Origin of the sequence: Nitrospira sp. BLG_1, assembly GCF_047338595.1 — a bacterium.
Classification (GTDB): Bacteria; Nitrospirota; Nitrospiria; order Nitrospirales; family Nitrospiraceae; genus Nitrospira_D.
Window position 1 is genome coordinate 1 of sequence record NZ_JBLFBO010000063.1, and the last position, 11809, is coordinate 11809.

Consider the following 11809-nt stretch of genomic DNA (forward strand, 5'->3'; position numbering starts at 1 on the left):
ACTATACGATGGGGGGGCTCTGGGTGGATTACAATTTGATGAGCACGGTCCCGGGGCTTTTCGTCATCGGTGAGGCAAACTTTGCGGACCATGGTGCCAACCGATTGGGTGCCAGCTCATTGATGCAAGGACTTGCCGATGGCTACTTTATCCTTCCCTATACCATTGGCCATTACTTGGCGACGGCAAAACTTCTCTCTGTTCCGGACGATCATGCAGAGGCTCGCGGGGCCATTCGGCGCGTTGAGACGCGGGTCAACCGCCTGCTGACGGTGAAGGGACGTCGAACCGCGGCGATGTTCCATCGAGAACTCGGGACGCTCTTGTGGAATCACTGCGGCATGTCGCGCAACAAAGGGGGACTCACCTCGGCATTGCAAGCGATTCCCAACCTTCGTGAGGAATTTTGGCGAGATGTGATGGTCCCGGGGGCGGGAAGTGCGTTCAACCAGGAGTTGGAGTATGCGGGACGGGTGGCGGACTATCTCGAATTTGCCGAATTGCTCTGTCACGACGCTCTCCATCGGCATGAATCATGTGGCGCGCATTTTCGGGAGGAGTATCAGACAGAGGATGGTGAGCCACAGCGGGACGATGGGCGGTTCGCCTATGTTGCGGCATGGGAGTATCGGGATGGAGCTGTGCCGGTTCTCCACAAGGAACCGCTGGCGTTCGAGTTCGTGCCGCCGACCATGAGAAGCTACCAATAGCCGGGAAAAGGTGAGGGTGAGGAGTAAGGGGTGAAAGAAATACGAGTGAGGTTGCTGCACACGCTATGAAATTCACCCTGAACATTTGGCGCCAGAATGGCCCGCACGAACGGGGTCGGTTCATCAGGTACGAGGCGCAGGATGTGAGCCCCGGCATGTCGTTTCTAGAAATGCTCGATGGGGTCAATCAGAGACTGCTCGGCAATGGTGAAGAGCCGGTGGCGTTCGAGCAGGATTGCCGGGAAGGGATTTGCGGGAGTTGCTCCCTGGTTATCAATGGGATTCCCCATGGCCCGGACCAGGGGATCACGACCTGCCAGCTGTACATGAGACGGTTTTCTGATGGGGCTTCCATTACGATTGAGCCCTGGCGGGCCAAAGCCTTTCCGATTCTGAAGGACTTGGTCGTGGATCGCAGTGCGCTGGATCGCATCATGCAGGCGGGCGGATATATCTCCGTTAATACTGGTGGCGCTGTGGACGGGAACGTCATCTTGATCGGAAAAGACCAAGCGGAAACCGCAATGGATGCGGCGTCGTGTATCGGGTGTGGGGCCTGTGTCGCAGCTTGTAAGAATGCCTCAGCCATGCTGTATGTGGCGGCAAAGGTATCCCACTTAGCGACCCTTCCACAGGGAAGGCCGGAGCGAGCACGTCGTGTGAGTGCCATGCTTGAGGCGATGGACCGGGAAGGGTTCGGGTCCTGTGGCAATCAGTATGAGTGCGAGGCCGTGTGCCCCAAAAACATCAGTACCCGGTTCATTGCCAATCTCAATCATGAATATCTCCGTGCCGGCATCGTTGAATCCGGCCTGCCCAGTGAGCCGGAGTCCCCCCACGCGGAGTCTTCATAGCAGAACCCACGCGGACTTCAAGACTATTCAATCTGACCCCCTCCCGGCGGAACAGCAGGCCGGAAGCTGATTGCGCCAGAAGGTAATGAGCTTGACTGTGAAGGAAAGGCCTTTATAGTGCGGTCAAGGGCTGTGATTACGATGGTGCATGTCGGAGCGTGTCATGGGGCGACAGATCGTGTGTCCTCAATGTCGACAGGACGGTGCCGTTCGCGTGGAAGCGCACTCACCACGTGAATTGATCGCGTCGCTGCTGTGGATGGTACCCTTTCAGTGTCAACGGTGTGACCATCGATTTCTCGCCCGTCGCAAGAGTCTCAGGAGCGCCTCTCAGGTCACTGAGCGTCGGGAATACATGCGTATTCCAGTCAGGCTCTCTCTCTCTTTTTCCGGGGGACGAGTGCGGGGGGAAGGTACCGTATTGGATATGTCATTAGGGGGTTGCATTATCCAAAGCAAGGCTCATGTGCGGATTGATGATATCTTTTACCTCGAGATCATCCTCGCCAAGGATGAGCCGCCGGTCGAGGCGGCAGCCATTGTTCGCTCAGTCAGCACCCGCGGGATTGCATTCAAGTTTCTGCGCAGAGCGCAAGAGGATAAACGCTTGACGGCATTTATCCAAGCCCGTTCGAGATCCGCTTCGTTGGACCCATTAAAGGTTGCTTAGTCGTTGCTTGCCGAGTAGATTCTTCCTCCGTCACCAGCCTCTTCCGTGTGACCCATCGATTCTGTCGAGTGCCCCCTCTTCTCAGCGTGAGGCCCTTGACCGAGATATCTTCATGATTATTCCCCGTGGTAGCATGACAGCCCGATTCGCAAGGCACAGCGCCCTACAGAATGAGGGCTAAGGGTATTGCTGAAGGAGGAAATGATGGGACGTAGGTGGTGGCAAACGGCAGTGATCACAGCAACAACGGTCATGGCATTGTCTGTCTCTGGGTGTGGGTACAATGATCTCCAAGGCTTGGATGAAGATACGAAGGCCGCGTGGAGTGAGGTGATCAATCAATACCAGCGCCGCGCAGACCTCATTCCCAACCTTGTGGCAACGGTCAAGGGGTATGCTGCCCATGAAAAAGAAACGCTGGAGGGCGTTGTCAACGCCAGGGCCAAAGCCACTGGAATGCAAGTGACGCCGGAGGTGCTGAAAGACCCGGCTGCATTCGAGGCGTTTCAAAAGGCTCAAGCGGGGTTGGCCTCAGCGTTGGGGCGACTGATCGCGATCGCTGAGAACTACCCCAACCTCAAGGCCGATCAGAATTTCAGAGATCTTCAGAGCCAGCTGGAAGGAACGGAAAATCGAATTACCGTGGCCCGCAAGCGGTATATCGATCGAGTAGCGGACTACAACAAGATGGTTCGCTATTTCCCGACGAACCTCACTGCGAAGTTCCTCTTGCATTTGGAAGAGAAGCCCAACTTTACGGTGGCCGACGAAAAAGCCGTGGCGAAACCCCCGGAAGTAACATTTTGAGAATAGGTTGAGGCTCAGGTCGAGGGTGAGACTGTGGATCGGAAACTAGCAGTCCCAGTTCTCGGATGGTTTGTCTCATGCTTGAGCTTAGCCTCAACCTTGACCCTAGCTTCACACGCATTGGCACTTGATGTCCCTCCGTTGACCGGACGGGTCGTCGATCTCGTTCATGTCTTACCACAGGCAACCGTGGAGGCGCTCACCGCTCGCCTCACGGCACATGAAGGGCAGTCCAGCAATCAAGTTGCCGTTCTAACCATCCCTTCCCTCGAAGGCGAGTCTCTCGAGGAGTTCGCGCATCGCGTGGCCACCACCTGGGAACTCGGTCGAAAAGGGACGGACAACGGAGTGCTCTTGCTGGTGGCGATCAAAGAACGCAAGGTACGAATCGAAGTCGGGTACGGGTTAGAAGGTGTCCTGACCGACATTCGATCGGCACAGATCATCAGGAATGAGATCGTTCCTCGGTTTAGAGCTGGTCATCTGTCCGATGGGATCCTAGAAGGAACCCAGGCAATTGTGAAGGCCATTGAAGGAACCTACCAGGCCGCTGAGAATATTCCCCCTCGGGAAAGAAGTGCTGTGGTCGAGCAGGTCATAGTGGCGGTCATTGCCGGGTTGTTCGTCGGACTCCTGTTCACTAGTGTGCATCGCTTCATCGGCCCGGTTGCCGGTGCAGGAATCGCAACGTTCCTTGCGCCTTGGGTCGTGCCTGCAGTGCTTGCGAGTGGCGTGACGGCGGTCTTGCTGCTACTTCTTGGTGCAGCGGGGACAAGAGGGCGAACCACTCGATCTCGAGGGCTGGATGATTGGATTTGGTATAGCAGCCGTAGTGGTGGATGGGGTGGGGGATCGTTCGGTGGCGGGGGAGGATTCAGCGGTGGCGGAGGTGACTTTGGGGGAGGGGGTGCCAGTGGAAACTGGTGAGCGACTGGAGCTGACAGCGGAGGAACGTGAACGGATCAGATTGATGGTGCACGCGGCGGAGCAGCATACCAATGCTGAAATCGTTCCCATGATCGTCAGGCGGTCTGGACTCTACCGCGATGCCCAGCATCGCGCCGGCTTGTTGCTTTCCCTAGTGGTTCTGACGCTCATGCTCACCACGGAAATAGTCTGGCTTCCTTGGGGATGGCATGGTTCCAACGCGGCATGGCTCGTCGTGGTGACGATTACGGCGTATGGCGTCGGCGTCTGGCTGGGGACTCTGGCTCCGTGTATTCGTTTCCTGACTCCGACGGATCGCATGCATCATAAAGTAAGACTTCGGGCAGAACGGGCGTTCACGAAATATGCGGTCTCGCAGACACGTGAGCGCACCGGTGTGTTGATGATGGTGTCGCTGTTGGAACATCAAATCTATGTGTTGGCGGATCAATCCATTGCACAGCGAGTGCCATCGGAGCGTTGGTCCTCGGTCGTTGAGGCTGCGATCAGCGGGTTGACAAGGGGAGATATCGTCGGCGGGTTATGTCAAGGGATCCAGGTGTGTGGCACGTTGCTTGCTGAGGTAAGTCCTGGTCGCCCGGGCGACAATCCTGATGAATTATCGAATGAATTGGTCATAGAGTCGTAAGCTGCTCATCTCCCTTCCCTGCCACTTAATAAAACATCGCGATCAGCCGATAGAGGAGAGACTCGGCGGGGCTGCTCGTCTGGCCAGACCAATCTCGACAAGGAGGAGGCATACGATGTGGAAACATGAGGAGGCGGTGGAGGGTGACATGGCTCGGGGACAGGAGCGAGAACAAGAGCGATGGGTAGAGGATCGGCGGAGCGCGTTACCGAAACACAACGGCCCGATATTACCGGATGAAGTCGCGTTTGTCGGCAAAGACGTCCAGTTCAAGGGTGTCATCACCTACTCAGGGACCGTGCGAATCGATGGGGCCTTGGACGGAGAAATCCACACGGATGGTGGGCTGCTCGTTGGTCCCGAGGCAGTGATTAAAGCAAAAGTGACGGCAGGAGCTGTCGTCTGTCATGGGCATATCACGGGGGACATTGAGGCGACCAGCCAGATCGTGTTATGCGCGCCCGCTGTCGTTGAAGGCAGCCTGACGACGCCGGTGCTTTCGATGGAAGAGGGGGTGGTGTTCAATGGGACGTTGGAAATGAAACCCCAGGCCAAGGCCGAAGTATTGCGTGATACAGACACGGGTTCCACGAGCATGACCAGTCGGCCACCCATTCGACTGGCTGCATAGACGACTGCTCGAAGACTCCTGGCGCGATGTCCAACATGCGTCAGGAGTTTATCGCTGCCTTGTGTGGCTGGTGTTGCCCGCGAGTAATCAGGCTCCAAGCGACCGGCGCATCAGACCACCTTCACATTCGATAGACGCCCCGCGAGCGTTCCGCTAGAATCCGGTCCATGGCAGAGCCGACCGCCTCCCCCGCTGCACCACCGACACAGCAGGACGAGAATCAGTCAGTCATCAAGTCAGCCGGGGTGATCGGCGTCGCGACCTTTTCCAGCCGTATCCTCGGATTTATCCGCGACATGGTCATCGCACGACTCTTTGGGGCGACTCCTGCGGCCGATGCGTTTTTTGTCGCCTATCGGATCCCGAATCTGCTCCGTGAGCTCTTTGCCGAGGGCTCGATGTCCGCCGCGTTTATTCCCGTCTTCACCGAATACCACACACTGAAATCGAAGCAGGATGCGTGGGAACTGGCAAGTGCCGCCTTCACGACACTACTGACGATCGTGACGGGCATTACGCTGGTCGGGATTCTGGGATCGACAGGCATTGTGTGGCTCTTGGCGCCGGGATTCCATGACGATCCGACCCGGCTGGAAATGACGACGTTGCTCACGCGCATCATGTTCCCCTATCTCATTTTCATCAGTTTAGCGGCACTGGCCATGGGAGTGCTTAATTCATTACGGGCCTTTGCCGCACCGGCGTTTTCACCGGTCTTTTTCAATCTGTTCATTATCGGATGCGCGCTGTTCCTGGCCCCGGCTATGCCGGAACCCATCATCGGGGTTGCGATCGGGGTGGTGGCCGGTGGCGCCGCGCAGTTTGCGATGCAATTGCCGGGACTCAGGCGACGAGGCATGCTGTTTGGGTTCACATTCAATCCCGGTCACCCAGGGGTGAAAAAGATTGGTCGACTGATGATTCCGTCGTTGCTTGGGTTGTCGGTCACACAGATCAATATTACCGTGAGCACGATCCTGGGGTCGTTCTTTGCCGGTGGGCCCACCTATCTCTTTTACGGCATGCGATTGATCCAATTCCCTTTGGGCGTCTTCGGCGTGGCGTTGGTCACCGCCATCCTGCCCACCTTGTCGGCCCAAGCGGCACGAGGCGCGCTGGATGAACTGCGCACAACGCTCGGGTTTGGACTGCGCATGATCATCTTTATCATGCTGCCGGCCATGGTTGGATTGATCGTGTTACGGACTCCGATCGTGCACCTGGTGTTTGAACATGGCACGTTTACGGCGCATGATACCGCTGAAACTGCTCTTGCGGTGCTCTGCTATGCTGTCGGCTTATGGGCATTCGGCGGAGTGCGCATCATTGTCTCGGCCTTCTATTCGCTGAAGGACACCACGACGCCGGTTATTTCAGCCGCCATTGCAGTCGTGGCAAATATTCTGTTCTCATTAGTCTTGATGTCGCGCTTGGGGGCGGCAGGGCTTGCCCTCGCCACGGCCATGGCAGCGATGGTCAACGGCGGAATTCTCGTGGCGGTACTCAATCGGAGACTCGGCGGCGTCGACTGGTTTTCAGTGCTCCGTTCGGCTGGTCGGGTAGGGATTGGCTGTGTACCGATCATAGCGGCTTGTTGGTGGGTCGCCGAAGCACAGATTTGGGCCCGACCTGACGAGTGGATTGCGAAATCCGCGATGCTGTTCGTCGGCATTGGACTGAGTGTAGGCGGATATCTCGGCGTCCATGCCTTATTCCAGTCTGAAGAACTGGGGGTCCTTTGGAGGATGGTGCGCAGCAAGCTCGGGCGTTTCGCGAGAGAGTGAGGAGCGGTCTATGGACAAGGTAATGATGTTTAGATCACCCTGGGGGTGGATGGGGATTGCGGAGTCTTCAAAAGGAATTCAGGCCATTGTTTTGCCGAAACGGTCGGAACGGGCGGTGGAGGCTGACCTCAGAGCCCAGTCAAAAGGGCTACTGCAGCGAGGCGAGTCCGCACGACTGGATGTCGCTCGCCGTCAACTACTCGACTATCTTGCCGGCACGCGACACACCTTTGACGTGCCGCTCGATCTGTCACAAGGGACGGTATTCCAGCGGCAGGTCTGGCGGGTGCTTCTCCGTGTGCCGTACGGCAAGCTGCGCTCGTATCAGTGGGTTGCCGCGCGTGTGGGTGGACCACAGTATGCCCGTGCGGTCGGTAACGCGGTTGGTGCGAACCCGATCCCGGTTGTGATCCCTTGTCATCGGATTGTCGCCCAGGATGCCACGCTTGGAGGGTTTTCAGGGGGGCTATTCATGAAGCGCAAATTGTTGTCGCTGGAAGGCACGCTTCGCTACGTGAATGCCGGTCATTAGTCATTGGTCAAAGACGAAGATCCCTCGATACAGTTTGCCTATAACTAATGACGAATGACAGTTGACCAGTGACTCTCACCATGAAAGCAGTCATTCAACGTGTCACCAGTGCTTCGGTCGAGGTAGATGGGCACATTGTTGCGCAGATCCAGCAAGGCGTGATGGTGTTACTGGGTGTGGCAAAGGGTGATGACAAGTCCGACGTACGCTATGTGGTTGACAAGATCATGACCCTCCGCATGTTCTCCGACGAACAGGGGAAGATGAATCGATCGCTGGCTGATGTGGGCGGCGCAGTGTTGTTGGTCTCTCAATTCACCCTCTTGGGCCGGACGAGCAATGGCCGACGCCCGAGTTTTGACGATGCGGCTCCTGCTGATCCGGCTAAGGGGCTCTATGAACAGGTTGCGACCGGACTGCGAGAGACCGGAACGATGGTTAAGACAGGGATCTTCGCGGCGCATATGCAGGTGGCTTTGGTCAACGATGGGCCGGTGACCTTTGTGTTGGATAGTCGGGAAGGAGGTGTCTCACGGCTCAAGATCTGACGGAGGAGTTCCGATAGATCGACAAGAGTGACAACCCGTTCCCGGTCCGGATTTGGTATACTGACCGTAAGTCACACCGACGTCACAGGAGGTGGAGATGGGAGCTCAAGTTCCTCTTCGGCACCCGCTCAGAGAACTCTTTGGTGCCCTGACCGAGAAGAGTTTCACGGAACACCTCGGTTGGCCCGATGCCAAGGTCACATCCTACGTCTCCAACCTGTTGGTCGATTTTACCCGTACAGATCAACTCTATAAAATTAGAAACCGGAAGGATCAGCCGGTCGATTCGGTTGTAGATTTACTCTTCGAGTCTGAGGTCATGTTCGAAGCGCAATCGCTGGATCGTGAGCGAGACGTTCACCGTCATATCGGTGATTTCACGCTGTTTATGGCGGGATTGTTTCCCGAATATCTGCGTCGCCTCAAAACGGCAGGGCGGATTTACCACAAGGATTTCCTCGTCGATTATGTGAAGACCGGGAAGCGGTCGTATGGGATCGTGGCGCAGATCGGTCGTGAGGATGCGGAAACCAGCTTGCCGTTGTTCAAGAAATTATCGGAGAACTTTGAGCTCTGTGTCACCGGCCTGGGCTTTGTGCGATCTGACCTCGATCGTATGCAGAATTCTGCCTACCAAAGGACCCGGGATCTGCTCCTAAATTGAAACCCATCAGACCGATCATTCTCGCGCACGGCGGTGCCGGCTCCCGTGCCATGACCTCCTCACAAGCCGCGTGTCTGTGTCGCGCATTGCAAGTCGGCTATCACCTCTTGGATCGTGGAAGTTCCGCACTTGTCGCCGTGGAGCAGACCATTCGAATTCTCGAGCGCAGCGGGCTCTTCAATGCGGGAAACGGGGCTCATCGACAGCTGGATGGAGTCCGACGGATGGATGCGTCGATCATGGAAGGGGAATGCTTACGTGCTGGTGCTGTCGCCTCCATCGAAGGTATTGTTCATCCGATTACGGCCGCTCTCCTCGTTATGAAAGAGACGGCGCATGTCTTGCTCGTCGGCCCTCTGGCGACCAAGTTCGCTAAGCATCACAGGATAGAGCTTCAGAAGCGTCAAACTGCGAGAGGCAGGCTCTCGTACGGTTCCATGCTCAGGCAGATGACCATGAAGAGGGATCGGCATGGAACAGTCGGGGCTGTTGCGCTGGACCGGTCTGGGACAGTCGCTGCCGGTGCATCAACCGGGGGGATCGATCTTATGCTGCCCGGACGAGTCGGGGATACGCCGATTATCGGCTGTGGAGTGTATGCTGACAATGAGACCGGAGCGGTGTCGATGACTGGATGGGGTGAGAGCATCATGCGTGTGGCCGTTGCGAAAACAATCTGTGATCGGCTAGGGCAGGGAAAGACAGCAGAGACGGCGGCGCGATGGGTACTGCAGAAGCTGGTCACAAGAGTAAACGGATCAGCCGGTACGCTGGTCCTTACCCCGAGAGGGCAGTTTGCCATCAGCCATGTGACCTTGCATATGGCGGCTGGGTGGTGGGATGGCAAAGGCAAGCCGACCGTGAGAGACCGATTTTGATGACGACCAGCCTCTTTCATCTCGCATTTCCGATACACGATATTGATGCAGCCCTACGGTTCTACGTGGACGGCCTTGGTTGTACCGTCGGGCGACAATCGAAACAGGCTGTGACCCTCGGTTTAGCCGGCCACCAACTTGTCGCACATCTCGTGCAGGACCAGCCTCCGAAGCAGAAAGGGATCTACCCCAGTCATTTCGGGCTGGTGTTTCTCTCGCTGGAGGAATGGCAGGATCTGGCAGATCGGGCCCAGGCGCAGGATCTTACCTTCTATCAGCAGCCGCGAGTGCGTTTCCCAGGCACGCGTATCGAGCACCGGACGTTCTTTCTCAAAGACCCGTCGCACAATCTGCTCGAATTCAAACACTACACTCATGAATCGGCCATCTTCGGTGAACAGGATCACGGTCAGGTCGGCGATTCTTCGGAGTATGCAGAATAGCCGCAACTCAGCGGTCCTACTCCTCGGTGACCGGTACGGGTGCGGCGGATTGCCGATCAATCCATTTCAGAATACGTTCATGCCGACGGGTCAAAAAGGTCGTTTTTCGTAACGGGTCGTATCGGCGCGGTGAGGGCAGCATCGCCGCGAGCCAGGCGGCTTCGTCGGACGTCAGTTCGTGGGCGGGTTTGCCGAAATGATGCTGGGCTGCGGCTTCCGCGCCGTAGACGCCATGTCCCCACTCGGCCACATTGAGGTACAGTTCAAGAATACGCATTTTGGAAAGGCGTTGTTCGAGTTCCCAAGTAATCAGTGCTTCCTTGGCTTTCCGAAAGAGGGACCGTTCGGACGATAGGTAGAGATTCTTGGCCAGCTGCTGTGTAATGGTGCTTCCACCACGTTTGAATTCACCGGCTTCAAGGTTGTGCATGGCGGCGTCTTTGATGCCTTCCCAGTCAAATCCTTCATGAGTAAAGAACGACGCATCTTCCGCAGCCACGACTGCATGGCGAAGATGTGGAGAAATACGAGAAAGCGGAACCCACATCCACTGGCGCTTGACGGAACGTCCCTGCTCCTTTGCCTGAGTTTGCCGGGCTTCCATCAGCGCGCTGGATGTCGGGTTGGTTCGTGTGAGTCGCTCCACATCGGGCAAGGTCATGAACCAGCTCAGCATCAGGATGCTCAGCGGAAATCCAATGAGGAGGGTGCTCCACAGCAAGACACGCCGAATTCTGCTGCGACCGGTTGACTTGAGCGGAGGAGGCTCGTATGTGTAGTGACGCAGAAAGACGGGACTGTGGCTAGGTTTCCGGTTCGAATCCATTCATCAGCCTAACGACATGAAAATCTTCGCAGTCGAGTTTATCAAAAGTTGTCTCGCTCCAGAACAGTTTCCTTCCGGCGCGCTACAAGAGGTTGCCTTTGTCGGGCGCTCCAATGTCGGAAAGTCGTCCTTGATCAACTCGTTACTGAATCGTCGAGACCTGGCCAAAGTCAGTCGGACCCCTGGGAAAACGCAAGCCGTGAACGTATTTCAGATCTCGACATCAGATCTCCATCTCTCGCAGTTCTATCTCGTGGATTTGCCTGGCTACGGATTCGCAAACGTCCCGAAAACCGTGCGCAATCAATGGGGCCCCTTGCTGGAAAGCTATCTCCTCGGTCGCACTGCGCTGATCCGGGTGGTGTTGTTAGTGGACAGTCGTGTTGTGACTGATCAGGACCGGCAGACCATGGCCTGGCTCCGTTCAATCGGGCATGATCCACTCATCGTTGTGACCAAGGTCGATAAGCTGAAGACCAACGAACGGGTGCGAACCGTGCGCCAGATCCATCAGAGTTTAGGAGTTGCCGATGAAGACGCCGTGATTCCCTATTCGTCCATGACGGGGGAGGGAAGAGATCGGCTGTGGGGATCTCTGCGTGAAGCGGCCGGCCGACGGCGAGACGTCTAGCAGGCTGCGGAAAAACTCATTTTGACCCGTGTCGCCGTCACGGATATTGAGCTGTGAGAGGACGTTGAATATTCATGCAGGATGCGCAAAAAGGCCGTCCAGCAAGGCCGCAGCGAGCGAAGAGGCGAATCGTACTCTGGGCCGTACGTTGAGCCTCTGAGCGATGCGAGAACGCCGGTGGCGGTCTTTTTCCGCATCCTGCTAGTGTCCTGACTCTGAAGTTCATGGAATAAGTTGTGCATCGCTGGTGTTCAC

The 11809-nt window shown here is 56.6% G+C and carries 15 protein-coding genes; 14 read left to right on the plus strand and 1 reads right to left on the minus strand.

Annotation, left to right across the window (positions count from 1 at the left end; genetic code table 11):
- The 13 genes from ACMTNU_RS19115 to ACMTNU_RS19175 all read left to right on the plus strand — a co-directional run.
- Positions 1-710, plus strand: a 710-nt coding sequence (locus ACMTNU_RS19115; protein ID WP_413936884.1) for an FAD-binding protein, incomplete at its 5' end; no start/stop codon positions are given.
- Between the two features lie 65 nt (positions 711-775).
- Positions 776-1564 carry a succinate dehydrogenase/fumarate reductase iron-sulfur subunit gene (locus ACMTNU_RS19120; protein WP_413936885.1) on the plus strand — a complete coding sequence of 263 codons (789 nt, stop codon included), beginning with the start codon at positions 776-778 and terminating at the stop codon, positions 1562-1564.
- A 163-nt stretch (positions 1565-1727) separates the two neighbouring features.
- Positions 1728-2234, plus strand: coding sequence for a PilZ domain-containing protein (locus tag ACMTNU_RS19125; protein ID WP_413936886.1), 507 nt, complete (start codon positions 1728-1730; stop codon positions 2232-2234).
- Positions 2235-2438: 204 nt separating this feature from the next.
- Positions 2439-3041 carry a LemA family protein gene (locus ACMTNU_RS19130; RefSeq protein WP_413936898.1) on the plus strand — a complete coding sequence of 201 codons (603 nt, stop codon included), beginning with the start codon at positions 2439-2441 and terminating at the stop codon, positions 3039-3041.
- A 33-nt stretch (positions 3042-3074) separates the two neighbouring features.
- Positions 3075-3968: a TPM domain-containing protein gene (locus tag ACMTNU_RS19135; RefSeq protein ID WP_413936887.1), complete on the plus strand. Its 894-nt coding sequence runs from the start codon at positions 3075-3077 to the stop codon at positions 3966-3968.
- A complete protein-coding gene (locus ACMTNU_RS19140; protein WP_413936888.1) occupies positions 3922-4617 on the plus strand; it encodes a TPM domain-containing protein in 696 nt (231 codons plus the stop codon). The genes ACMTNU_RS19135 and ACMTNU_RS19140 overlap by 47 nt, the downstream gene beginning before the upstream one ends.
- A gap of 115 nt (positions 4618-4732) precedes the next feature.
- Positions 4733-5248: a bactofilin family protein gene (locus ACMTNU_RS19145; protein ID WP_413936889.1), complete on the plus strand. Its 516-nt coding sequence runs from the start codon at positions 4733-4735 to the stop codon at positions 5246-5248.
- 167 nt (positions 5249-5415) lie between these two features.
- Positions 5416-7032, plus strand: a complete 1617-nt coding sequence (murJ, locus tag ACMTNU_RS19150) for a murein biosynthesis integral membrane protein MurJ (protein WP_413936890.1) — start codon at positions 5416-5418, stop codon at positions 7030-7032.
- A gap of 10 nt (positions 7033-7042) precedes the next feature.
- On the plus strand, positions 7043-7564 hold the full coding sequence (locus tag ACMTNU_RS19155) for a methylated-DNA--[protein]-cysteine S-methyltransferase (protein ID WP_413936891.1): 522 nt from the start codon (positions 7043-7045) through the stop codon (positions 7562-7564).
- A gap of 80 nt (positions 7565-7644) precedes the next feature.
- On the plus strand, positions 7645-8112 hold the full coding sequence (gene dtd / locus ACMTNU_RS19160; protein ID WP_413936892.1) for a D-aminoacyl-tRNA deacylase: 468 nt from the start codon (positions 7645-7647) through the stop codon (positions 8110-8112).
- A gap of 97 nt (positions 8113-8209) precedes the next feature.
- On the plus strand, positions 8210-8776 hold the full coding sequence (locus ACMTNU_RS19165) for a hypothetical protein (RefSeq protein WP_413936893.1): 567 nt from the start codon (positions 8210-8212) through the stop codon (positions 8774-8776).
- Positions 8773-9654, plus strand: a complete 882-nt coding sequence (locus tag ACMTNU_RS19170) for an isoaspartyl peptidase/L-asparaginase family protein (protein ID WP_413936894.1) — start codon at positions 8773-8775, stop codon at positions 9652-9654. Before ACMTNU_RS19165 ends, ACMTNU_RS19170 begins: the two co-directional genes overlap by 4 nt.
- The gene (locus ACMTNU_RS19175; RefSeq protein WP_413936895.1) at positions 9654-10097 is read left to right on the plus strand and encodes a VOC family protein; all 444 of its coding nucleotides are present in this window, start codon (positions 9654-9656) and stop codon (positions 10095-10097) included. The genes ACMTNU_RS19170 and ACMTNU_RS19175 overlap by 1 nt, the downstream gene beginning before the upstream one ends.
- 16 nt (positions 10098-10113) lie before the next feature.
- Here the strand turns inward: ACMTNU_RS19175 and mtgA are convergent, their stop codons facing one another.
- On the minus strand, positions 10114-10773 hold the full coding sequence (gene mtgA, locus ACMTNU_RS19180; RefSeq protein WP_413936896.1) for a monofunctional biosynthetic peptidoglycan transglycosylase: 660 nt from the start codon (positions 10771-10773) through the stop codon (positions 10114-10116).
- A 166-nt stretch (positions 10774-10939) separates the two neighbouring features.
- Here mtgA and yihA point away from each other — a divergent pair, with 166 nt between their 5' ends.
- Positions 10940-11554 carry a ribosome biogenesis GTP-binding protein YihA/YsxC gene (gene yihA / locus ACMTNU_RS19185; RefSeq protein ID WP_413936897.1) on the plus strand — a complete coding sequence of 205 codons (615 nt, stop codon included), beginning with the start codon at positions 10940-10942 and terminating at the stop codon, positions 11552-11554.
- Positions 11555-11809 lie beyond the last annotated feature (255 nt).